We start from the raw sequence: 24,185 nt of genomic DNA on the forward strand, positions 1-24,185 counted from the left end.
GCCCCGCGCTGAAGCACGGGGCTAGAGGCCTTCGGCCGGGCGTCCTGCCGGACGCGAAGGTCGAGCGTCTCGCTCGACAGGTCGTTCGCCGTCGGTGCCCCGGGTTGAGTACCTGTTTAGCGTGCCGCCATGCGCGTAGGTTGGTGCCCCGGGTTGAAACCCGGGGCTAGAGGCCTTCGGCCGGGCGTCCTGCCGGACGCGTAGGTCGAAAAGATTGCCGACCAGGACGGTCGGCCTACGCGAAAGCCGCATTCCCCTTCAGGTCGCGTGGGGCGGAGCGTCTCGCTCGACAAGCCGTTGGTCGTTCAGCCCCGCAGGGGCGTAAGCCCTTTGCCACCAGCGTCAGCTGGTGGAATCAAGCCCCCCGAGATTGTAAGAGCTTCTGAACGGGGCGACAGAATGAGGATCGGTTTCTGCCGCCTCTTTCGGGGGCTCTTTTCATCGGTGGGGCGACGATCTGATGACGCCCACTGAGGTTGCCAGTTGCTCCAGCACGTCGAAACTTCGCTCCGCGCTGGACACCAGGGCAAGCGCAGTCTGCTCACGCCTGCTACGGCGGCTATCGGATGCCGCCCATGTTTCGCAGACAACCTGGAGCAGTCTGTCCGCTGTGCAGTCGGGGAGGTCTATCCACGGCTGTCCCGCGAGTTCTGCGAAGGCGCACACCTTAGGGTCGTAGCTGATGCCGACCGCGGAAACCGCCTGGGCGGCGGCGAAGATCAGCCCGTGCAGGCGCATGGAGACCACAATGTCTGCGGACGCTACCTGCTTGGCCAGTTCAGCCGCTCGTCGACGTCCGGTAAGCAAATGTGCGCCGGGAATCGCCGTGGCGACCGTCTGCGCCGCCTCCACGTCGTCCGGGTCCTGGAATGCCGCCACAAGGACCTCGCAGCCCGCGGTCTCCCGAAGCCACTTCCCCGCCGCCGCACAGGCCCCCAGAGCGTGTTCCCCGCCCGGCCAGCGCCGAACGGCGACAATCGCCCTGGGAGCGCCTTCGTCCAGCCCCAGACGCCCGACATAATCATCCAGCGGCCCGTCTGCCTGCTCCAGGAGCAGCGCTGGATCGGCGACCAGCGTGGCCCCGCGCACCTTCAGTTCAGCCATCAACTGGAGTGATGCCGGGTCACGCACCGTCACAGCTCTGGTCCGACGAAACTCGTGCCCCGTCCAACAGCGTACGAAACGGTTTCGGATGGGGCCGACGCCCTGCGCGAAGACCATCGCAGGCACTCGCCGGGCCCGGGCCATCGCGAGAATGCCCAGGTAGTACGCGGGCGATACGCGGCTGGTGGTGTCCTGGATGAGCCCACCGCCGCCCTGGATGAGCACATCCGCACGGCCCAGTTCGCGCCACACAGAAGGGAGCGACCATCGCTGCGCTGTGCGCACTCCATACAAGGCGGCGGTTGCATCCGGATCGGCGGACAGCACGCAGGTCTCATGCCCGGGGAAGCGCCGGTCGATGCCCTGCAGGATCGCTTCGAGAACCGCCTCATCTCCGGCGTTCCCGAAGCCGTAGTAGCCCGAGATCAGGAACCGTACAGGCGCGCGTTCGGTCACCGGGCCTCGGGCTCCTCCGGCGAGCTTGGCGATCTCGGAAGGACGCGCCGCACGGTCCACCACGCGACCCAGAGGGTGCAGGCAACCACGCAGCCTACCCAGACGCCATTGATCACACGCACCAGGGTGTAGATAAGCGGGGTGTGAATATGCCCAAAGGTGTTCACCAGCGAGACCTGGCCGATTGCTCCCAGGAGCACGCCAATCCACGCGCCGCGCCGCCAGCCGGCTGCCATATATGCCAGCGTGAGGATGAGAATCGGGTGGCCGAAGAGAGCTTCCTTAGTTCGCGGACGCACCCAAAGCAGGTCATCCAGTGCCGCGCGCACCGTGAGTTCCAGGTTCGACGGCGGCACCGGCGTCACGTTGCCCGAACGCATCAGCAGTAGCGCGAGAACCACGAGTCCGAAGATGATAAGGCCGACATGCCAGTACCGGACGGCAGCTTCCGCCGCCTCCCAGAGGCCGGCTTTCAGCGCTTTCCATTCGCCCGCGCCGGGCGCGGCCCAATGGCGCCGGTACGCTTCGCTACACCGCGCCACGAACACCGCGAAAACCACGAACAGGGGCAATACCTGGGCCAACTTCACACCGCGGAAGGTCGCGGTCTGCATCATGTGTGGCAGATCGCTGAGCATACCGGCGGCGATAAGGCCCCCCACCACGCCGATGCCGCAGATCGCCAGAAACCTGATGATTGCCGCGCCGAGCTTCGGTTTCCCGTCGCCATCACTCACGCGGATGCCCAGCAGTGCCAGAGTGGGGAAGAGGATCGCCGCGCCCAGCGCTCCGGCGCTCTGGGCCAGGCCCGTCGCCGCAAACGCCGCACCGGCAGAGAGCACAATGTCAGCGCCCACGAGCACTGCAAAGGCCTTGGCCGACAGGCCCCAGATCGATTGCACCAACCAGATCAGCGCTGCGCCGACGGCCGCCAGCATGATGAGGAGCAGGCTCGTGGTTACACGCACGTCCGGGTACACCTCGGGGTCGCCCGGCCGCAGGCCGGCTGCGAGGGCCTCCTGCTTGATATCTTCGACCAGCTTCACAGCGTCGGCCACCGGGTCGTCTGATGCCAGGAAGTACGGGCGGATGTATGCGAGCCTGACGTTCCGCTCGCGCATCGCAAGACCGTAGCGGTCGATGGCTCGGCGCACCGGTAGCTTGATCATCTCCGCCTCAGCCACCGCGTGGGAACGGATGATCTTGCTGTCCAACGCGGCTGCAAGGCCGAACTCCCCGTACTGCTTGGCCATCTCAACCTGCCCGAAACGGATGCCGAGTCTTGCCATTTCCTCGCCCGCGTACTTGACGAGATCAAAAGTCCCCAGCACCTGCACACCGAAGAACACTACGGTATCGGCGCCGATCTGAGCGACGGCATCCAGCGATGCATCGATGGCGCGGCGGGTGCTTGTCAGCTCGCCGATGGGCCGAGCAACGATCTTGAGCCCCGCGGCCCTTGCGTCGGCGACGGCATCCTCCGGGTAGCCCATGCCCATGGCTCCCAGCAAGTCAAGCTGTCGCGCGGTGCGATACCAGGCCACATTGTCCGAGGTGAATGTCGCCCCGGGGATCCTTTCGGACAGTTGCTGGGTAATCCTTGCACGTATCGACGGGAGCGCCACCACCGCTACGCCCTGCTGGTGCCGCACGATCTCAATGCTGCCATCCTTCACGAGATCCGACAGGGAGTCTTCCTTGATCACCGCGTGGGTGGCTCCGGCGTTCTTGAGCAGCCGCAGGAGATCGGCGACGGGGAGCCCCGTCAGGCCCGATATCTCCTGGACGCGGTTGTAGTCAACTGCCAGCGCAACCGTTCGATTCTGATGTTCCGCCGACAGCCTGGGCTGCATGGCAATCAGCGCCGCGATCAGCCCCAGCGCCATGAGCGCTAGCAGTACCGCCTTCTGTGTAAGTGACATGCCGCTAGTCTGCATTCGCTTTCCATTCCGCGGGAGGGCGGGGTTCAGCCCCGCTGACCGACCGCAGCGCACTGGCGAGCGATTCCGGGTCGGGTACGCCCACGATGTAGCTGCGCCCGCCGATCTTGAGTTCGACTCCCGTGTTCCCGGCGAGATTGTAGCATCTGCTGCCACGCGGACCGAGACGCCATCCCCACCCGCCGAAATCCATGAGGGCCCGGAACTTCACGACCCGGTACCACTCGATGTCCTGCAGTGGGAAAACCATCACGGGGTATGGCACGATTCCCCATTTGAGCACAACGGCTTCGGGTGTCACCTGCACCCGCACGCGCCAGGCAAGGGCCATGGCGGGCAGGACGCAGACCACGAGAAGAACGGGGCCAACCCACGCATCGGGGCCGGTCTCGCCCAGCACGATCGGGATGACGGCCCCGGCGACGGCTCCAGCGATAGAAAAAGCGATCAGGCCCTGCATCCAGGGCGCTATGTATGTCACTCGGTCATAGATCGGCGTACTTTCCAACTGCGTGCACACCCTTCCGGCATCAGTTGTGCGCAGTTTAGCATACACGACTTCCCGCGTCACCCGGCGGGACTATGACCGTCAGCGGGGCCGCTCGCCCGCAGCCAGTGTGTCGCGGATATGCTCCGCCGCCGTCGGGCATTCCGTGATGCCCTCCACCCCCGCGTGGGCTTCGGCTGCCTTCACCCTGCGATCAGCCCAGTCAAGCCGGTCCTTGAACTCGGCGTAGAGCGCCGAAAGGACTTCTTCCGTCGGCTCCGCACCCCCCGCAGCACGCCATTCTCCGGGGATGCGGGGGGGCCAGCAGCGCCGTAATGTGGTCACGCCTGCGGGTGCCCATGGGACCGCGGGCTTCTTCAACGGAAATCTGCACACCGTGCCGCGCGAAAAGCGCCACGAAGGGCTTCGCCGGGGCCGGGCTGCCATAGTCAACCGTGGTCCCGGCGAGGTCGAAGATTACTGCGCTGATGCCGTCCGTGAGCGGTTCGCGGATCGGCATCCATCCAACTTCCTTCGCTGCTTCCACGCGCGATCCCTATGCCTCAGCCTTCAGGTGCCTGTCCAGAAAGGCGAATGTCCCCGCGCCGTTGATCGCGTGAGGGCCGTTGAAGACCTCCATCTCCGTGCGGTCGCCAATGCCGAGGATATCATACTGGAACCGGGTGCGGGCATACTCATACGCGACCCACTCATCGGGCGCCACGCCGTCGAAATGCCCGCGCTCCACCATGAATGGCCGTGGGCAGATGAGCCAGCTCATTTCGGCGTAGTTGAAGGTATTGCCCAGGTTGAACTCGGGCATCTCATACTCGCCGGTACGCAGGTAGGTGTAGCTGTGGCGGGTGGAGCAGTTCTTCCAGATCCATTCATCATAGTCTGCCGAACAGATGGACAAGCAGTAGTCGTCGAGCAGGGCCGGAACCCGCATGGCGGTCTTTCCGCCGTAGCTCAGACCGTAGAAGCCTATTCGCTGCGGATCCACCCACGGCAGACTTTTCAGCCAGTCGAGAGTCTGCTGGTGCTGCCGGACGATGTACGAGAACAGCGAGAGCTTCAAGGGGTTCGCCTTGCGCTGAAGGACCCGAAAGTCGTCATAGCCGATATAGGGGTTTTGCGGGGCGTAGGTGATGTACCCCTTGCTTGCGAGACGGCATGCGAACTGGCCGTAGGCGGGCACGTTATTGCCCGGGTCTGCCACGTCTTGAGGCCGGCCCTCGAGACCGTGCTGGCACACAACCACCGGTCTACGCTCGCCTTCGCGCAGGTCGGACGGCAGAAGCAGAATGCCGTATGCGAAAACATCCTGATAAACGTCCAGCATGATCTCGTAGCCGGTGAAGTCTTCGGTCTCATAGACTTTGCGCGCCCGGGGGTTGGCCGGGAGTTCAGGCTCAGGCAGCTTGCCGATAACCTCCTCCCACAGGTACTTGCGGTACTGCCGGCACTGCCGCTCCCAGTCCTTCACGGTGGCGCCGGTGGCCTTTTTCCAGAAGTCCTTGCGTGCGAACTCCGCCTCGCGCAGGGCATGCTGTGTGTGCCCGAGCACCTGAAGGAACTGCCTGCGGTGGGTGACCTCGCTGTCCTCAAGTTCATGGGTGATCTCAGGCGCTTCTCCCGGTTCGGGTAGTGCGTCCGCAACTCCGAGGCCCTGCAGCAGGCTGGCCAGCGCCTTGTCCGAGCCCGGCCGCCCCGTCTTCGAGCGGACCAGACGGAAGTCGGTCTCCAATCCCTCGACCAGCGCCTTCGCACGGTCCAGTTCTCGCTGCACCGCCGCGAAAGAAGGCGTGCTCAGGGCTCCCGGCGCGGCTCCTGACCTACCTTCACGCGCCGGTGGCGGGCCGTTGACCTCGGGCACCGGGCAGTGCTCGACCACAAGCGGCCTCGGGGCGATGAGGGTCGCGAGTTCCGCATCCCCGAACTGCTCCAGCAGCGCCCATACATTTCGGTAGATCGGCTCTCTCCAGAGCTCCTCGCGCGGTCCGAAGTACCCGCTCACCAGGGCTGCGTCGATGCGCCGATCGACCGCCGCCGCATACAGCGCGATCAGCCCGCCTTCGCCGTACCCCGCAATTCCGATGGGGCGCCCGGAGCGCCCGGACTTAAGCCAGTCCAGCACCGCGAGGACCTTCTGCACCTCGTAACCGATGATGTGGCGCCCAAGCTCGAAGGCCGGGCGGTAGATGAACTCCCGGTGCGGCTGGTTGGTGGCGAGGGTGAGTGCGGCGACGGAATCATCGTCCAGGCGGTTGATCAGCCACGGAACCAGCACCCGGCAGCCAGTCTCGGCAAGGCGCCGGGCGAACTGAGCGTCCGACGGCAGACCGTCTTCGATCCCGATGAGCATGCCGGGCGTCCAGTCGCAGTCGGGCAGAGCGATGATGTCGGCGATGGGTTCGCCCCAGGGGTCCAGCACAAGACCCTCGGCCTCCACACCCGGCAGCACCGCCCAGCGGGCGCGCATCACCTGGTAGTCGTTCGCCATGGCCACGGGCGCCTCGCAAAGCACATGCGGTCCGGTTTGCCCGACGAGTTCGAACCGCACCGGTTCGCGCTCATCAACGACGCCAATGATCCGGGCCAGCTCCTTCCGGTTCCGCGCCACCGACTTTGCGTACGCGGCGGGAGAACTCAGGTCCCGCTGCCAGTGGCGCTCACGCCTCCCGGCGATTTCGCGATTACGACGGTCGAGGTCGCGGCTGATGCCGGCAACCATTGCCGCCGCGAGATCGCCTTTCGCGGTGAGCGGCGCGGCTCCCGGGATGCTGTCGACGCCCGTCTGTGAACGCTTCGCGGCCATCTGTGGATCACCTCAGGGAAGTGCTGTGGTCGAACCTCGCGTAGACCGACCGTCCCGGTCGGCGGATGTCAACCTTCGCGTCCGGCAGGACGCCCGGCCGCAGGCCTCTAGCCCCGGGTTTCAACCCGGGGCGTCTGCCGCCCCCTTCGGGGGCTCTTATAATCTCGAAGGAGGGGCCTGATTCCACCAGCTGACGCTGGTGGCAAGAGACTGCCGCCCCTTCGGGGCTGGACGGCAAGGGCCTGTCGAGCGGGACGCTCGACCTTTGCGTCCCTCAGGACGCCCGGCCGCAGGCCTCTAGCCCCGGGTTTCAACCCGGGGCGTCTGCCGCCCCCTTCGGGGGCTCTTATAATCTCGAAGGAGGGGCCTGATTCCACCAGCTGACGCTGGTGGCAAGAGACTGCCGCCCCTTCGGGGCTGGACGGCAACGACAAACGGCGTTGGACGACAAACGGCAACGGCGAACGGCCTTGGACGGGAAACGGCGTCGACCGTCCCCATCAATCGCATAGGCCGACCGTCCCGGTCGGCGGAACCCGTCCTCACTCGCATAGGCCGACCGTCCCGGTCGGCAACAGCGATGTCGAGCGGGGACCCTCGACCTACGCGGTCGGCAACAGCGACCACCTCGCTCTTGTCATCGCATCCACTTGCGCTTCGAATCTTCCGTCAGCAGATATAGCGGGTCATTGGCCAGCTTCTCCATACCCACCGAGTACGCATCCGCCGCGCGGAAAAGCCGCTGCTCGCTTTCACCGATGCGAGCGGTGCTCACCAGCCCGCGCTCCTCCAGTTCCCGCCCCAACGCCAGGAAGTCATTGGCTACTGTCTCCATCCGCGTGTACTCCCAGGCTTCCCCGCCCGGGTTCGCGACGCCGTCAAGGATGATCGTGGCGCGGCGGGACTCGATGAACCGGTAGGGCACTCTCGCTTCGGCTTCGAGCAGGTGGAACAGCGTGCAACTGTTGTAGGTCACGCCCATGAGCAGTACGCGGCCATCCATGTCCACGAGGGTCTTGAAGGGGCTGTCCGGGCCGAAGCCCGTCCTGTGGGGAGTACGGCAGATCAGATTGGCCGCGGGGCCGATTGCCGCCAGCGGATGCGCCGCGTGGCTGCTCCGAATCGCCCCGGGCCAGGTGCGCACGGTCTCCGAAATGATCCCCATCCGCGAGGGAGTGTTCTCCCGGTCCCAGACCGTCTCCCCGCCCTGGAGGTATTGGCTGAAGGTGGGCACCACCAGCGTCCCTTCCGGCCCCAGCACGCCAAGCAAAGCCTGCACCACGGTCGGCGCGCCACCTTCCACGCGCCCGAAACTGGACAGGCTGCTGTGGACGATTACCGTCTGCCCTGCGCCCAGACCCAGCGCCGACAGGCCCTCGCGGATATCCTCGCCGGTTACGCCCGCATGTGAACTCATGTTGCGTTACTCCTCGGGGCGAATCAGCCAGATCGTGCCCGATGAATCCGTGCCGCCGCTAGATGCGACCTCGGCCACGAGTTCGTACTTCGCATCCGCGCGGTATTCCGGCAGCCTGATTTCGTAGACGTTCCCGCTGCTGCCACTCCCCGCCCAGCCACGGTGGATGTCCTCGGAGATCGCCTGCCCGTTCTCCAGAAGGCTGACCTTGCGGATCACCAGCCCGTGCGCGCCCCGGTCATACTGCCACTCAACCTGCCACGCGCCCCCCTGCTTGATGTGCGCGGTGACGTCTAGCGTGAGGGTCACGCCCTCCTCGCTCATCTGCGCCGGCTCCCAGCCCCCGGCTTTCGCATAAGTGCCTGAGAGCAGGCCGAACTTTGTACCCGGGGGAAGGGCAGCAGGCGTGTCAAGACTGTCCTTCAATGCCTCCAGTTCCCCCGCAAGAGCAGACAGTTGGTCAGCCTGGGTTTCGAGGCGAGTCGCGTCGCCGACGTAGGCTCCGCAGTTGTCGATGAAGTACTTATACTCCAGGGCCCTTGTCCTTGCCTCGTCCCCGAGAGCCCGCAGCCGGGCCACTATTTCCGCCAGCGTTGCCTGCCGCTGTGCAAGCTCACCCTCGCCCAGAGGCTTGCGCAGTGCGGCGTACTGGGAGGTGATGTCCCGGAAGGTGTTCACCTTCCGGCCCGCATACTCGGCCAGCGCGAAGCCCAGATCGGCAGCCCGCAGGGTCAGGTGATTTGTCCCGGCGAGTTCATTCAGCCGCCTCACCTTGCCCCGGGCCGCCTGCATGGCCTCGATGAGAGCGCCGGCACTGGCCGCCGCCACCGGGGTCTTCAGGCCGAACTCTCGCATGACGTCGCGCGGGGCCGTCCAGAGAATGTCCGTGGTGAGGCGCCAGTTGCGCCACATTCCTGCCGCCCCCGTGCGCGCCACCGGCTCGCGCAGGCCCTGAGCAACGAGGCCGGGAGCCTCCTGCGCGCTTGTTCCGAGCCACTGGTCCGCAAAGCGCCGGTCGAACTCGCCGGTACTGCTGCTGCGCGGGTTCCAGGAACAGTCTGCCGCGAACAGCAGGCCATACATGCTGTTCTCGATGAGCGCCCCGTGCATGAACTCCCAGGTTGTGCAATAAGCTCCGCCGCAACCCGCCTCGGCCCCTGCGCGGTAGAAGCCCCGGATGCCCCGTATCGTTGTCTCGTAGTCTGGCCAGATCACCGAGTAACTCACCACTGCCGGGCAGCAGTGCACATCCTTGAACCCCGCCTGCTGGTACTGCTTGAGAGTCGGGTATTCCGCCGGTCCGTGGTAGATCCACTCGGTGGGGATGCAGTCCTTTTCCATCTGGTCGCTGTACTTGAGGGTCATGTCGCTCAGTTCCGGTGTGGGGCCGTGGTGGGATGGCCAGAACATCATGGTCCGCCCGTGCTTCTTCACAAGCTGGTTTAACTTGTTCATATGCTCGGCGTACAGGGCGCCCATGCCGCCCGCTTCCACTTTCGCCTTGCACCGCGGGCACTTGGCGAACCCGAACTCGAACTCGTCGGCGCCGGTGTGGATGAACTCGGTGGTCGGGAAGGCTTCCACAAGCTCGGCGAACACGGTGTCCAGGAACTTCCAGGTCTCGGGCTCGCTGGTGCAGAAGACCCAGGGGTCGCCGGCCTCCCGCATCTTCTCCATCTCTGGGTGCCGCAGTACCGCCGACGCGTGCCCGAGGGCCTCGAACTGGGGAATCAACTGCATGTGGTACGGGCGGGCGTATTCCGTAAGCTCCCGGGCTTTGTCGTGGGTAAAAGTGCCCTCGCGTCCGAGGAATGGGAATGCCCTGAAGCGGAAGTCGTCCTCCATGTAGAAGAGCAGGCCATTGATCTTGCACCTTGCAAGGGCGCGGATCATCCGCTTCACATACTCCACGTTCACGCTCTGTCCCCGGGCGATGTCGTACTGGATAATCCGGTATGGGAAAGCCGGCCAGTCTCGCACGCTGCAGCAGGCGACCCCCGGGCCCCCCTCAGTCTTCCGGGCCATCTGGCCGAGTGTGATCGCCCCGTACAGGATGCCCCGAGCGTCCCGGGCTCTGACCTGCGCGCCGTCGACGGATACCTCCAGCGCGTAGGCTTCAGGACTGTCCGAGGGCACGTTGGGATCTGCTTTCAGCAGCAAGAGAGAATTGCGGGGCGCATCCCCCTTCTGCGGGTCCAGCGCACGCACGCCCAACTCCAGCCCGGTGCGCTCCTGGATCAACGCCTGCAGCTCCCGGGCAGCGAAGGCCGCGTCCTCATCGCCATCCGCGTGGCAGATAACGGTATCCGCCTCGAGCGCGAAGTCCCCGCCGGTCAAGTCAATCTGCTGCGGCAGGGGGATCAGCGATACGCCGGCATCAGTCAGCGCCGCCGCGGCCTTCATCTGCCGGGTGGATTCCTCGTCCATCACTGTCGCCAGTGCGAACAGGTCCCTGCCCGTGCCGTAACGGTAGGAGGTCCACCCGTCGCCGGCCACGGTCGCGCCGACGAAGATGTCGATGTATCCGCGCCGCCGGTCGTCGGCGGTGATTCTTTCAGTCAGGTCGATAGGGGCCTGGTTGGTCCGGTTCCATTCGTCCCCGTCGGTGACAATGGGGCCCTCATAGATAAGCTCTCCATCGGCGCTATCTCGCCGCAGCAGCAACTGGTAGCTGGTGCCCTTCCCGCTGTAAGCGACAACTGCCCCGATGCGCAGCCAGTACCCGGCCGCCTCCTGTTCGGGCACAGGAAATCGCATTGGCACCCAGTTGCCGGACTCGATGAGCCCGAGGTGTCCTTCGCCCATCGGGGTTCGGGCCAAAGGGGCGAGACGCTTTGCGTATTCGCCGAACTCTGCCCAACGCTCCGACTGGCATTGTCCGACACTTGTCACCAGCAGTGCCACCATCAATAGGGACCCGCAAATCCGCACCTTTCGCCACTCCTTTCGGTCAAAGGGAACATGGACACGGGTTCGCTCATTCCCGTGCCCTTCCCTTCTCGCATGGTCGGAGGTGACCCGGAATGTCACGCAGTATCTTCGCCCCTACCGTCCTTCTGGTGGTGCTTTCCTCGCTTGCAGCCGCGTCCGGAGCGCTGCCCGCGTTCTACCCGTCGGGCCAGCCACTAAGGGTGGATGGCTTCGACAATTGGGCAGTCTGGCGCGCGCGGTTTGATGTGCGGGAGACCCCTACCACGCACCACACCCTCCTTGATCGCCACGCCGCGCTGCTCATGTGGCTCGGGGACATGCGGCAGCGACGCTTGCCGGTGAACGAGGCACTTCCGCCCGCCACGGTCAGCGTGGTTGCCGAGCTCATCAAGAAGGGCGACTACGTGGCGGCGTGTACCGCCCTGGACGATCTTTACCGCAAGGCAGAGGCGTTCGCGGCGGAACATCACGAACCGAGCCGCAGGGGTTTTCTCTCCGGCAAAGTAATCGATGCCGCAGGCAACCCGGTCAAGGACGCTCGGGTCACGGTCTTCGGCTCCCCGCTTGGTGCGTACTCGGACGCTGAGGGCAACTTCGTCATCTCCAATGTGCCTGTGTCGGCGCCACGTTACATCCTGCGCGCCTCCAGTCCGGGCTTCATCGACGGATTCGCCGGCGGCCTGACACCGACAGACCAGCCCTCGGGCGCATCGGTGCTGTTGCTTGCTCCGCAGGGCGAAGCGTCGTCCCGGCTCACCGGCACGCTCTCGGTGCGCGTCTGCAGGATGGTGGAACTGCGCGAGGTGCCTCCTCCCCCCAGCGCCTTCGACAGCGCGGTGGTGGATATGAAGATATACCCGCGCGAGGTCCTGACCTACCTGGAACCCAGCCCCCAAGTGGACAGCGACAATACGGCTGTTGTTGCGCGGGCCTCGGCGATCCTGGCTTCCGTCGCCGAACCCCACCGCCTGCGATCCGCCGCGCTGGTGCAGGCCACAGTGCAGTGGCTGGTCGCCAACATCGCTTACGACTCCGAACGCTCTTTCCCGGGAGACTCAACCTGCGGTAACTGGCAGCTCGCCCACGGCGCCTGGAGCCGCGATCCGGAGGACTGGCTGCAATTGCCCTCCCAGGTCCTCGAGACCCGGCGGGCCGGCTGCTCCGAGTACGAGCGCTTGGCCGTCGCCCTTCTGCGGGCCCTCAATGTCCCGGCCCGCACGGTGCTTGTCGATACCCACCCGGTGACCCAATGGTGGGTCCAGCTCTCCAGCGGGAACGGTTTCTGGGCAAATGTCGAGGCCTGGCGGGCCCGATATGATTACGAGCGCACCGGGGTCGTTCCCGCGCAATTGCCCTCGGTGTCCGACAGCCTCATCGGCTTCTTCTCGCCCAACCAGCACTCTCCGGCCGAGATGGTCTGGGACGCGGCAAACCCGTGCCTGTGGCTGGCCGACTACGGTCAGATCGCCCAGACCGCTCTCAATCCGGCGGGACTCAAAGTGATGCAGCGCTGGATGGAGCAGTTCAAGACCAACGGCAGACTGCCCACCGGGGTGGACAGAGGAGTCATCCCGCCCTCGGGGCTTCGGCTGTACAAGTCATACCAGATATCCACCCGGGGCGCGGTGATCGATCTGTCGACCCTCGGGGCCCAACGCAAGCTGTCCGTGCGCTTCCCGGTCTATGTGGAGAACCAGTACCGCAAGACCATCGACATGCAGGCCTGGACGGATCACCCGGAGTGGCTGAAGACGGTGCGACGGGAGAACGTGCAGGACCCCGTAACGCGGCAGAACCTGGACTGGTATGTGCTGGAGTTCGAGATCAGCCGGGCAGCAGCCGTCCAGCCCGCGCCTGCAGGTTAGGACTGCGAGTGTTCGGCGAAGGGATTGCCTGTGCGCCTGGGGAACATGGGGCGCACTGAGCCGGGGGGAGAGGGAGCCCAGATGGGTCGCGCCCCTGTGAGCGCCGAGAGCCTGCCGTCCGGCCTGGCTCTCGTGATCCTGCTACTGCTCGTAGTGGTCTGCCAGCTGCTGGCCTTCGTGGTGACGGGACGTGATTCCGGCCCCGATTCCGACGAGGCGCTGTTCGCTTACATCGCCCATTTCTGGGCGAAGGGCGACCTCCTGCCATACCGCGATGCCTTCGAGAACAAGCCGCCGGGCATCTTCCTCGCCTACCGGCTGTTCATGGGTGACGGCAGCCGAATTCTCGGGGGCACGCGCCTGGCGGCCGTCTGCGCGCAGCTTCTCGCGGCGGCACTGCTTGGCCTGCTCGTTTCCTCATTCCAAGGAAAGCGCGTAGGCCTGACAGCCGGTCTGCTCGTGGCCGGGTTCCTGCTAAGACGCGGGCTCCACGGGCACCTCGCCGACACCGAAGCTTTCATGGCGCCGTTCGTCTGTGCCGGCATGCTGGTTGCCTGGCAATCGGTGACGCGGCAACGCGTCGGCTTTGCGCTCCTTGGCGGCCTGTTCCTCGGCTGCGCGTTTCTGTTCAAACCCGTCGCTGCCGCGGAAACCGCGGCTCTCGCCATCAGCTTTGTGCTGTTGCGCCTGCCAATGGCCGCTCTGCTGGCTTTGGTCGGCGCGGCGACACCCATCGCGCTGAGCTTCGCTTGGGCCGCTTCCGCCGGGATCCTGCGGGAGTACTGGCAGGTGGCCTTCGTCAGCCTCACTGCCCACGACACCCACCCCGCCGCTCTTGGAGACATCTGGCGGTCATTGGGCACATTCCTGATGCCCTACCTGCGCACCGATGGTGTCGGGCTGATCGCCCTGGCGGCGCTGGGTCTCGCACCCGGCTGGAAAGCTCCGGCACCCGTGCGGCCTGTGCTCCTTCTGGCGCGCTGGTGGGCCCTGCTGAGCATTCTGGCCATGGCGGGATCCGGATGGTTCTACCCCCACCAATACAAGCCGGTCGTCCCCGCAGTGGTTCTGCTTGGGGCCTGCGCGGTGGGGCGCTTCCGGGACCTGGATCGCCAGTGGAGGAATGTAGTTGGCCTCGCTGCGGCTGCATTCCTCGCTCTGTTCCTGTGGGAGCCGGCGGACTCGATCATGGCCGCCCGCGCTGACAAGGGCGACTGGATCGGGGCACGCAAACCATTGGTGGAGTACATCCAGCGAGAGACGCCTGAGCGCGAGCCGGTGTACGTCGTGGGCCTGCGAAGCGAGGTCTACATTCTGAGCGACCGCGTTTCACCCAGCCGGTTCTTCAATGTGGTCTTCGTGCAGGGGCATGTGGCGGAGCTCATGGACGATCTCACTCGAAATCCACCCGCGGTCATCGCGCTCGATGCCCTGGGTCGGCGCTGCATGCGCGGCGAGTTCGGGAACACGCTTGGTGGTTTCATTGCGTCGCGCTACACGCGGGCTACGGTGCCGGGCCTCGAGGGCTGGACAGTATACAGGCTGGCCCGTACGCCGCAGGCAGGAGGCGGTCGCCCCGCACCCATTGGTCCCTCGATGAATGCCATAGGCAGCCCGCAGGAAAAGTAGGGGAGAGGACAGCATGGCGACCAGCGCCCCGGCACGCCCGCGGCTCTTCTTCGTCGACTATCTGCGCGGATGGGCAATCATCGGCATGGTTGCCGCCCACTTCTGGCACGTCTTCCTGCGCGAGGACGTGCTGGAGCGCGTCCACGGGGAATCCGTCTTCTTCGCTCTCACCTTCGCCGCAGGGCTGTTCTTCGGGGTGGTCGGAGTCTCGTGCGCGCTCTTCCTGGGGGAGGAGCGCCCGGCCGAACGGCGCGTGGAACTGGCCCGGCGCGGCTGGCTGGTGTTCCTCGCCGGTTTCCTGTGGACCCTCATGCTCCGGGATCTTGCGCAGTTCGACTTCCTGCACTGCATCGGCATCGCGATGGCGACGTGCGGTCTGCTGGCTGTGTCTGCACGGGGCTGGATGGCCGGGCTGGCGCTGATCCCGGTCTGCTGGGGTATCGTTGCGTGGCAGCAGACTGCCCTGCCTGCCGGCCTCGAGCCCGCAGGCGGGGTCATTGGCTTCCTGATGAACTCGGTGCTCTTCACGGGGCACTTCCCGCTGCCGGGCTGGCTCCCGGTGGTATTCCTGGGCTATGCGCTGGGCGTGAGTCTCGTCCAGCAGGGAAACAGCCCCACGCGATTGCTTCGCGCCGTGGCTCTCGCGTTGGGCGCGGTTCTCACGGCGACGGCCTATCTCGCGGCCTTTCAGGGTTGGGGCCTTTCGAAGATCCCCATCAGCCTCGGGTACTCCATCCTGACCTGCGGCGTGTTTGCGCTGTCCTGGGTTCTGTGTTCATCGCTGGAGGGAGTGTCGAAGTGGGTGCCCCTGGGGAACGTCACGGTGACCCTCGGCATGTTCGCCCTTCCGGCCACCGCGCTCCACTGGCTCATCGGGCGGTCGATCATGCCCCGCCTGCATCTCACGGGAGACATGGGGCTGCCCGGCTACCTGATTGCGACGGCGGCCATTCTCGCCCTGATCGCTCTGGCATACAGGCCCTGGATGGCACTGGTCAATGCCTGGAACGACACGCGGCATGGGTGGCTGCGGTCACCATGGTTTCTTGCGGCGGTCGGGACCCTGAGCTACCTGACGGGCTACGTGGCCCTCGTCCTATGTGAGTTCAGGTTCCACGAGACCATCTCGTCGGTCATCGCCTGCGGCGGAATTCTCGTTCTGTGTCTGCCCCTGTATTCGCGCCGCGCAAGGAAGCGATGACCGGCAGACAGGCTCCGCAAGAACCAAAGCCCCCGGGTTGATATCCACGGGGGCTTTCCGATGAGCTGGTCCAGGGCCGGTGTCTGTGCCGGTACTCTCCTACGCTGCGCGGCGGGTTTTCTCGCGACGCTTCGCTGAGACCAGATCCGCCGAATGGTGCATTCTCTCCAGCATCTCAGCTCGCTTGGCCCAGCGCTGTCCTGCCGGCTCGGGGTACAGGTAACGTCGGCCCGAGGTCTTCGGGCGCGCTGTTGTTCCAGCTGATCGCACCGCTCCCGCCGCGTGACTGTCATGCAGCAAGATCCGCAGGGCCGCGTATGCGACGATCATCAACCCGATATGCAGACCATTGAGCGATGTGCTTCCCAGGGGGCAGATCCAGTCCATCGTCGTCAACTCCAGCACGTGCCGCGATGTGGTTATTCGAATAACAGTTCGATACTACTGCGAAACCAATCCGGTGTCAAGATGTAGAAGATTAAGATTTGACTCTATACAGCATTGGACAGATTTCGCGTGGAGTTGGTTCCGCGGCAGGCGAAGATTGCTACCGGGGGACCCGAACATCCATTCCGTGCGTGTCGGCTCAGCTTGACTTGTCGCCCAGACGCCGGGTAGAATCATCGTGCATACTAGTCATTCCGAGGGATGTTCCATTGACCTGCAAGCGCTGCCGTTCGGCCATGAAACAGACCCGCGGCACCCATCACCGTAAGCGCAAGTTCATCTGCCCGCAGTGCGGGCGCGTTGCCATGCAGGAGACCAACGCCAGGCGCAGAGCGCAGGCGTAGCGGGGTCGCGTCACAGACAGCCCCGACTGCGACAGGAAATCCGCTGAGATGAATCCGGCCGCCAGCAATTGGGTACTCGCCATCGTTGCCGTTGTCGCGCTCGGACTGCTCTGGCAGCAGGTTTTCGCGATGACCGGCGTGCTTTGGTGGGATGCCCCCAGTGACGTCCAGAAGGTGCCCCGCCCTGCGCCGCCGGTGATCCAGCCACCAGACACGGACTGGGTGGACCTGAAGGCCTACCTGGGGACGCACCCCGTCTGGCGGCCGTGAACTCCCCGAACCAATCGAAGGAGATAGACCGATGGCCGCTGATGGCGTTGTCACAATCATCGGCGCCGGCCTTGCCGGGGCCGAAGCTGCCTATCAGGCATCGCGCCTGGGCGCCAGGGTGGTTCTGTACGAGATGCGCCCCGGCACCATGACACCCGCCCACAAGACGGGCAAGTTCGCCGAACTTGTGTGCAGCAATTCGCTGAAGTCCAACAGCATGGATCGCGCCGGCGGGATCCTCAAGGAAGAACTCCGCCGCCTCGGGTCGCTGATCCTGCGCTGCGCCGACGCGACCGCAGTCCCGGCCGGCAGCGCTCTCGCGGTGGACCGCGAACGCTTCGCGGACATGGTCACCGCCACTATCGAGAGTGACCCGAACATCGAGATCCGCCGCGAGGAGGTCACTGCCGTGCCCTCCGAGGGCATGACCATTCTCGCCAGCGGTCCGCTCACATCCCAGCCCCTGGCCCGCTCTTTGTTCAGCATCACGGGGCAGAAGTATCTCTTCTTCTACGATGCAATCTCGCCCATTGTGGACGCTGATTCCATCGATCGGGACAAGGTTTTCCTGGCCTCCCGCTATGGTAAAGGCGAAGCGGCCTATATCAACTGCCCAATGTCTGAGGAGCAGTACAACGAGTTCTATGACGCTCTCATGGCCGCCGAGATCTCCCTGCATGCCGACGTGGACCCCAATGAACTGTTCGAAGGGTGCCTGCCCGTGGAAGTCATCGCTTCTCGCGGCCATGAGGCCCTGCGCTTCGGCCCCATGAAACCCGTGGGCCTCATCGACCCTCGCACCGGTCACCAGCCCTTCGCCGTGGTCCAATTGCGCGCCGAGAATCAGGAGCTGACCATGTACAACCTGGTCGGTTTCCAGACATCCCTGAAATGGGGCGAGCAGGCCCGGGTCTTCCGCATGATTCCCGGCCTGGAGAACGCCGAGTTCCTGCGCTACGGCCAAGTCCACCGCAACACATACGTCAACGCGCCCACGCTCCTGAAGCCCACCTTCCAGTTCCGCAGCCGCGATGACCTTTTCTGCGCCGGGCAGCTTACCGGCGTCGAGGGTTACATGGAGTCCACCGGCGCGGGGCTCATTTCGGGTATCAATGCCGCTCGCATGCTGTCCGGGCAGGAGCCCATCGCCTTGCCCCGCGAGACTGTCATGGGGGCCCTTGCCTATCACATCTGCAACGCCGACCCCGAGAGCTTCCAGCCGATGAATGCGAACTTCGGTGTGCTGCCGCCTGCCGACGGCCCGCGCAAGATGCGCAAGTCCCAGAAGAAGGAACTCCGCGGCAGGGCCTGCCTGGAAGCCCTTGACGAGTTCATCCGCCAGACGGGATTGCAGGTGGGCTGAAAGGACTCGGGCAATAGGAGCTGAGGTGGAGGGAAAGTGACGGGACATCCCGGCGGCGTTGCTGCCTTGGACGGCTTCCTGGACTACCTCGTGCACGTCCGGCGCGTTTCCCCGAATACCGCTGAGGCGTACGCGCGCGACCTCCTCGACTTCACCGAGTTCCTCGAGCACCTCTGGGGACCCGCCCGTGCCTGTGACTGGCCCGCCGTCGATTACCCGGTGGTGCGCAGTTACCTGGCGCATCTGTCGCGCCGGGCCCTGGAAAAAACCACGGTCGCTCGGAAGCTAACTGCCCTGCGTGCGTTGTTCAGGTATCTTGTGGCTACCGGCGTTGTGCAGGCCAATCCGGCAGCCCTCGCGGCATCGCCCAAGAAAGCAGCGCATCTTCCGGAGATTCTGCACGACTACGAACTGGCGGCCCTGCTGGAGACGCCGGATACATCAACGCCGCTGGGCATGCGCGACCGGGCGATTCTCGAGCTTTTCTACGCGACCGGGGTCCGGCTGTCCGAACTCCATGCCCTGAACGTGGACGATCCAAGTTTCGAGAGCCGCTCCATCCGCGTCGTGGGCAAGCGCAACAAGGAGCGCGTGGTCTTCTTCGGCGAACCTGCGGCGGACGCATTGCGCGAGTATCTTGACTCAGCGCGTCCCGTCCTGTTGGCGGCGCGGGTGGGTACCGGGGAGGAGCCTGCCCTGTTCCTGAACCGTTTCGGCGGGCGCCTGTCGAAAGAGGGCATCGCCCGGCGCGTTCGCCGGCATGTGCTGGACGCGGCGGTGATTCACCGCGTGTCGCCCCATGCTCTGCGGCACACCTTCGCGACCCACCTGCTGGATAACGGCGCCGACCTGCGGGCCATCCAGGAACTTCTGGGTCACGTGAATCTCGCCACGACCGGCATCTACACGCATGTGAGCGCCGAGCGCCTGCGGCGAAGCTACGACCAGGCGCATCCGTTGTCGGATCGCCGGGAGCAGTGAAAGACGGCCGGGCACCGGCCCGGCCAGGGGAGATAGACAATCATGAAAGTTCGATCAACCACCGTCCTGGCAGTGCGGCGAGACGGTATCACTGCAATCGCTGGAGATGGACAGATCACCGTGGGTGACACGGTGCTGAAAAGCAACACGAGCAAGCTGCGAACCCTGCGAGGCGGCAAGATCGTGGTTGGGTATGCCGGCGCCGCCGCCGATGCCCTCGCCCTCTTCGAGCGCCTCGAAGCCAAGCTCGATGAGTACTCCGGCAATGTTCAGCGTGCCTGCGTTGAACTTGTGAAACAGTGGCGCATGGACAAGGCGCTGCGGCATTTGGACGCGATTCTCATCGTCGCCGATCGAGACAACCTTCTGCTTGTCTCGGGAACGGGAGATGTCGTGACGCCTGATGATGATGTCATCGGCATCGGTTCGGGCGGTCCTTTTGCCCAGGCAGCCGCCATCGCCATGCTTCGTCACACGAAGATGGGTGCGGAGAAGATCGCGCGCGAGGCCTTGGCCATCGCCGCGGATATCTGCATCTATACCAATGACCACATCACCGTGGAGGTCCTGAAGTGATTGAGGGCGAGCTGACACCCCGGCAGATCGTGGAAGAGCTGGACAAGTACATCATCGGCCAAGACCAGGCGAAGCGCGCTGTGGCCGTGGCTCTACGCAACCGTGCCCGCAGGCGGCAGGTTCCTGAAGACCTGCGCGACGAGATCATCCCCAAGAACATCTTGATGATCGGACCCACCGGTGTGGGCAAGACCGAGATCGCCCGGCGCCTTGCGAACCTCGCCAATGCGCCGTTCATCAAGGTTGAGGCCACCAAGTTCACGGAAGTCGGCTATGTGGGTCGCGACGTGGAGTCCATCATCCGTGACCTTGTGGACACTGCATACCACATGGTGGAGGAAGAGTACTTCGAGGACGTCTGGGACGAAGCGGAACGTCGTGCCGAAGAGCGCCTCCTCGAGGCCCTCTGTGGGGCAGCTCGCGATCAGGAACCACGTGAGCCAGCCACGTTGTCCAGTGACAGCATCACCGATCTCGCCACCCTCGAGGAGCAACACAGGCGCGCGGAGCAGTTGCGCGCCCAGCATGAGCGCGTCCGGCAGTTCACTGAACGCCGATTGCGCGACCAGGAACTCGAGGACGAGCAGGTGGACATCGAGGTCGAGGAGAGCAACTGGCAGACAATGCAGGTCTTCTCAGCCGCGGGGCTCGAGGAGATGGGCTTCAACATGCAAGATATGCTCGGCAGCATGTTCCCCGCGAAGAAGACCACCAAGCGCATGACTGTCGCGGAAGCCCGACGGGTTCTCACCTACCAGGAAGCCGAGAAGCTCGTGGATCAGCAGGAAGTTGCGCGCGAAGCCCTTGAGCGGGTGGAAGAGAGCGCCATCGTCTTTCTCGACGAGATCGACAAGATCGCCGGCCGCGAGACGGGTCATGGGCCGGAAGTCTCCCGCGAGGGCGTGCAGCGCGACATCCTGCCCATCATCGAGGGCTCCACGGTGATGACGAAGTACGGGCCGGTGGAGACCAGCCACATCCTGTTCATCGCTGCCGGGGCCTTCCACGTCTCCAAGCCTTCGGACCTCATCCCCGAACTCCAGGGGCGCTTCCCGATCCGCGTGGAGCTCAAGAGCCTCACCGAAGAGGACTTCTGCCGCATTCTCGTGGAGCCGGAGAACTCACTGGTGCGCCAGTACACCGCCCTGATGCGGACCGAAGGCGTGGAACTCGAGTTCACCGAGGACGCGCGCAATGAGATCGCCCGTCTGGCCCGCCAGGTCAACGAGTCCGCCGAGAATATCGGCGCGCGTCGACTGTATACCATGATGGAAAAGCTGCTGGAGGAACTGTCTTTCGCCGCGCCGGAGATCGGCGAGCAGCGCGTGGTTGTGGATTCCGCGTACGTCCGGGCCCAGCTCAAGGACGTAGTCGCCGATCAGGACCTGAGCCGCTATATGCTCTGATGTGTCGCCTGCCCTGCGCCACCGGGGAACATCGACCATGGCAAGACAGGCATCGAGGATTGCATTCAACCTGTTAGGCGCCGCGCTCGGGCTGCGCGACCGTTTCTTGCCGCCCGAGCGCGTGCTGCATGAAGCGGAGATCCGGTCAGGCATGACGGTGATCGACTACGGCTGCGGCACGGGGTCCTTCATCCTGCCCGTTGCCGGACTCGTGGGAGAGACGGGCGCGGTCCTGGCTGTCGACGTGAATCCCCTCGCCGTCGAACGGGTCGCTCGCATTGCCGGTGCCAATGGATTGACGAATGTGCGGGCGCTCCGATCCGACTGCTCGATCGATCTGCCCGATGGGTCCGTGGATGTGGCTCTGCTGTACGACGTTCTCCATCACCTGCGGCCGCCCGAGCCCGTGCTATGCGAACTGCACCGGGTTCTCAAGGCCCACGGCAGGCTCTCGCTGAGCGACCACCATATGAACCCCAAAGCTATCGTGCACTGCGTCACGGCGACCGGGCAGTACCGTCTTGCGCGCCGTGATCGCTACACCCACACCTTCGTCCCGGTGCGTGACTGAGCCTGATTCAGCTCACTCATACACCCGAACCTGGTAGACCCGGGCCCCGAAGCCTTCGCCGTTTGCCGCGACAATCCGCAGCCGCAGTCGCTCGGTGTCAACTGGCCCGAACCGGTGTTCCCGCACTCGTCGGTAGTTCCCGTCCACCCGCACCAGCGTCTGCCAGTCACCGTCGACCAGCGCCTCCAGGGCGTAATCACGCACGCACATTTCAGATACGCGCTTTCCCACGTGCCACGGGTATTCGGCACTCGTGCGGTGGAGTGTGTCGAACACCAAGGCCACCCGGGACACCCGCACCGGTGCCTCCCACGCCAGCACCAGGTCCTGTGGCAGGCCATCTTGCGGTCGGGACATCCACATGTTCGTCGGGCCCCTGCTGAACCGACGGTGGAAACCGTTGGCGACTTGCCGCGCTTCGCCCACCATCGGCGCCGGATGCAGCCGGAAGGCTCCCATGCACCCGACACGTTTCCACTGGGCTCCCTGATGGCTGTGCTCGATCATTTCCGCGATCTCGCAGTCTTCCTGCGCCACTGCCCAATAGACATCGGGGTTCTGACCCACGGTGATCAGCAGCTGGTCGTCATCAGACGCTGCGTCTTTCGCTGCGGTCTCCAGCCCATCCAGCGGTATTGATTGCCAACCCTCGTGCCCCGCGGGCACGGTTACGGACCCGAGCCAGATCGTCTTCAGCGCCTGGTCCCGCAGGTCCTCCCAGCCGTGCCGATGGAAGTCATCCAGACTCTTCCACCGCGGCTCACGCTTTGTTCTCAGGACCGTCACCGGCAGCGCCTGGTCCTTGCCTGATGCGTTACGCAGGTACATCTCAGCCGCTCGCGGTCGCTCCGGCCAGTCGAACAGCATGATCCCCGCCGGAGCAATCAGCGGGATCAGCTGCCCAGGCTCCTGCGCGTTGAAGGATATTTCGCTCGTGGCCGTGACTTGCGCCTTCCGTGCCAGGTCATTTCCTGGTTCGAGCGGAACGCACAGGATCGTGGCGTCCGCGTCGAGGATGGCCCGGCGCAGTCTGTCAATGTGCCTGCGACCGATCTCCCGGGGTGTGCAGGACAGCTCACAACACATGGCTGCCGCCTGCCCGATTGCCTGCCCGATCGCGGCCCCGCTGCCCATGATGCGCGTGCTTGAATGGGCCAGATGAGTTGCGCTGATGAGCCGGCCTCCCATGAGCAGGTTGTCGATATTCCGCGAGTAGCAGCACCGGTACGGGATCCCGTACTGCGGCGGGATGCTAATGCCGAAGATGTTGCTGCCTTCACCCAGCGGCTTGTGATCGTCCAGGTCATGGCCGCCGTAGGCGATGTCGTCCTCGAAACGCCTGCCTTCTTCCAGGTCGGTCTGGGTCAGCACATAGTCGCCCAGGAGTCGCCGGCTCTCGCGCTTGCCTGCCTTGGGGCTAACCCAGAGGATGTCCCAGTTCCGGGTTTCCTCACGGTGCGGCCCGTTTTTCAGATGATCCCACTCGGCCCACAGCTGCTTCAGCAGCATCTCGTAGATCAGGGCGTCATCGCGCACCGTGTCCAGGTGCCCACCGGTCTCGGTCACGTACAGGAAGAAGATCCCGGATGGCCGATTGAACCACCCATCATGGTGGCGCACGAAGGAGGACAGCTGCCCGTGCCAGACCCGCGGGATGAACTCCGGGGTTCCCTCTGGCGGCACAAATACCACCTCTTGCTCCGTACGGTGAGCGATGGCGACCAGGCTTGTGCCCTGCACCAGGTTGCTGCGCTCGGCCGGCGCGGACCGTTCGCCGTATTCGGACTGCGCCTCAGTGCCGAAGTCGTAATCCGCTCCGGCAAGCGCTCCGATTTCCCCATCCCCTGAAGCCTCGATGACGCAGTGGCGGACGCCAATGCGCACCCTCCGAAACGCGCCCGTGTCCTGGCAGATCACCGCGCTGATCCGCGTTCCGTCCATCTCCGGCGCCACCGCGCAGTGGCGCTTCAGCACCCGCACTCCGGCCCGTTCAAGAGCAGCCTGCACGATGGCCTCAAACCGCCGCGAGATGTGATAGCCCATGCTCCCGCGCCCGGTCTTTGTGTACGCGTCCACCCAGCACGCTTCTTCACGCAATTCCTGGATGATCCCGGTCTCCACGGCGTAAGGGTTGTAGCGTTCGGCGCCGGTGATGCCCACTCCCAGGTCCGGCCCGGAATTGCCGCCGAGCACCGCGTCCTTCTCGATCAGCACCGTGTCACAACCACACCGCCCGGCCTGTATCGCCGCGCAGTAGCCCGATGGACCGGACCCAATCACCAGCACATCGCAGTCGATGGTCGCTTCGGAGGGAATGTCATTGATCATCATGGTACCTCGCTGAGTTCCTGCGTAGCGCTTCCGCGGTCACAGAAAAGC

The 24,185-nt window shown here is 64.8% G+C and carries 18 protein-coding genes; 9 read left to right on the forward strand and 9 right to left on the reverse strand.

The genetic code is table 11. The features are described 5' to 3' along the window. Positions 1-438 precede the first annotated feature (438 nt). The 7 genes from csaB to HPY44_20645 form a co-directional block, all read right to left on the reverse strand. Positions 439-1,560: a polysaccharide pyruvyl transferase CsaB gene (gene csaB / locus HPY44_20615; protein NSW58419.1), complete on the reverse strand. Its 1,122-nt coding sequence runs from the start codon at positions 1,558-1,560 to the stop codon at positions 439-441. After that, the gene (locus tag HPY44_20620) at positions 1,557-3,482 is read right to left on the reverse strand and encodes a hypothetical protein (protein NSW58420.1); all 1,926 of its coding nucleotides are present in this window, start codon (positions 3,480-3,482) and stop codon (positions 1,557-1,559) included. The genes csaB and HPY44_20620 overlap by 4 nt, the downstream gene beginning before the upstream one ends. 4 nt (positions 3,483-3,486) lie before the next feature. Next, entirely contained in the window at positions 3,487-4,008 is a 522-nt protein-coding gene (locus tag HPY44_20625; GenBank protein NSW58421.1) for a hypothetical protein, read from the reverse strand. An 81-nt stretch (positions 4,009-4,089) separates the two neighbouring features. Then, a complete protein-coding gene (locus HPY44_20630) occupies positions 4,090-4,368 on the reverse strand; it encodes a hypothetical protein (protein ID NSW58422.1) in 279 nt (92 codons plus the stop codon). A gap of 175 nt (positions 4,369-4,543) precedes the next feature. After that, positions 4,544-6,805, reverse strand: coding sequence for an alpha/beta hydrolase (locus tag HPY44_20635; protein ID NSW58423.1), 2,262 nt, complete (start codon positions 6,803-6,805; stop codon positions 4,544-4,546). Between the two features lie 637 nt (positions 6,806-7,442). After that, positions 7,443-8,222 carry an AAC(3) family N-acetyltransferase gene (locus HPY44_20640; protein NSW58424.1) on the reverse strand — a complete coding sequence of 260 codons (780 nt, stop codon included), beginning with the start codon at positions 8,220-8,222 and terminating at the stop codon, positions 7,443-7,445. A 6-nt stretch (positions 8,223-8,228) separates the two neighbouring features. Further along, positions 8,229-11,114 carry a beta-N-acetylhexosaminidase gene (locus HPY44_20645; protein ID NSW58425.1) on the reverse strand — a complete coding sequence of 962 codons (2,886 nt, stop codon included), beginning with the start codon at positions 11,112-11,114 and terminating at the stop codon, positions 8,229-8,231. A gap of 131 nt (positions 11,115-11,245) precedes the next feature. On the opposite strand from HPY44_20645, the gene HPY44_20650 reads away from it, so the two are divergent. The 3 genes from HPY44_20650 to HPY44_20660 all read left to right on the forward strand — a co-directional run bounded on the left by HPY44_20650 (position 11,246) and on the right by HPY44_20660 (position 15,848). Then, entirely contained in the window at positions 11,246-13,018 is a 1,773-nt protein-coding gene (locus tag HPY44_20650; protein NSW58426.1) for a carboxypeptidase regulatory-like domain-containing protein, read from the forward strand. A gap of 81 nt (positions 13,019-13,099) precedes the next feature. Continuing rightward, positions 13,100-14,647 carry a glycosyltransferase family 39 protein gene (locus tag HPY44_20655; GenBank protein NSW58427.1) on the forward strand — a complete coding sequence of 516 codons (1,548 nt, stop codon included), beginning with the start codon at positions 13,100-13,102 and terminating at the stop codon, positions 14,645-14,647. Between the two features lie 13 nt (positions 14,648-14,660). Further along, complete coding sequence (locus tag HPY44_20660) at positions 14,661-15,848, forward strand: DUF1624 domain-containing protein (GenBank protein NSW58428.1); 1,188 nt, start codon at positions 14,661-14,663, stop codon at positions 15,846-15,848. Between the two features lie 99 nt (positions 15,849-15,947). Here HPY44_20660 and HPY44_20665 read toward each other — a convergent pair whose 3' ends face one another. Next, positions 15,948-16,235, reverse strand: coding sequence for a hypothetical protein (locus HPY44_20665; protein NSW58429.1), 288 nt, complete (start codon positions 16,233-16,235; stop codon positions 15,948-15,950). A gap of 452 nt (positions 16,236-16,687) precedes the next feature. Between HPY44_20665 and HPY44_20670 the strand changes: the two genes are divergently transcribed. From HPY44_20670 to HPY44_20695, 6 genes are read left to right on the forward strand one after another with little or no spacing between them, the layout of a single operon-like run. After that, the gene (locus tag HPY44_20670; GenBank protein ID NSW58430.1) at positions 16,688-16,909 is read left to right on the forward strand and encodes a hypothetical protein; all 222 of its coding nucleotides are present in this window, start codon (positions 16,688-16,690) and stop codon (positions 16,907-16,909) included. Between the two features lie 31 nt (positions 16,910-16,940). Beyond that, on the forward strand, positions 16,941-18,272 hold the full coding sequence (gene trmFO / locus HPY44_20675) for a methylenetetrahydrofolate--tRNA-(uracil(54)-C(5))-methyltransferase (FADH(2)-oxidizing) TrmFO (GenBank protein ID NSW58431.1): 1,332 nt from the start codon (positions 16,941-16,943) through the stop codon (positions 18,270-18,272). A gap of 36 nt (positions 18,273-18,308) precedes the next feature. Then, positions 18,309-19,253, forward strand: a complete 945-nt coding sequence (locus HPY44_20680) for a tyrosine recombinase XerC (protein ID NSW58432.1) — start codon at positions 18,309-18,311, stop codon at positions 19,251-19,253. A 42-nt stretch (positions 19,254-19,295) separates the two neighbouring features. Then, the gene (gene hslV / locus HPY44_20685; protein ID NSW58433.1) at positions 19,296-19,829 is read left to right on the forward strand and encodes an ATP-dependent protease subunit HslV; all 534 of its coding nucleotides are present in this window, start codon (positions 19,296-19,298) and stop codon (positions 19,827-19,829) included. Beyond that, entirely contained in the window at positions 19,829-21,235 is a 1,407-nt protein-coding gene (hslU, locus tag HPY44_20690; protein ID NSW58434.1) for an ATP-dependent protease ATPase subunit HslU, read from the forward strand. The genes hslV and hslU overlap by 1 nt, the downstream gene beginning before the upstream one ends. A 37-nt stretch (positions 21,236-21,272) precedes the next feature. Next, positions 21,273-21,806 (forward strand): class I SAM-dependent methyltransferase, encoded by a 534-nt coding sequence (locus HPY44_20695; GenBank protein NSW58435.1) that lies wholly within the window; start codon positions 21,273-21,275, stop codon positions 21,804-21,806. A gap of 12 nt (positions 21,807-21,818) precedes the next feature. Here the strand turns inward: HPY44_20695 and HPY44_20700 are convergent, their stop codons facing one another. Then, positions 21,819-24,137, reverse strand: a complete 2,319-nt coding sequence (locus tag HPY44_20700; protein NSW58436.1) for an FAD-dependent oxidoreductase — start codon at positions 24,135-24,137, stop codon at positions 21,819-21,821. Positions 24,138-24,185: the final 48 nt, after the last annotated feature.

The sequence above is a fragment of the Armatimonadota bacterium genome (genome assembly GCA_013314775.1).
GTDB lineage: Bacteria > Armatimonadota > Zipacnadia > Zipacnadales > JABUFB01 > JABUFB01.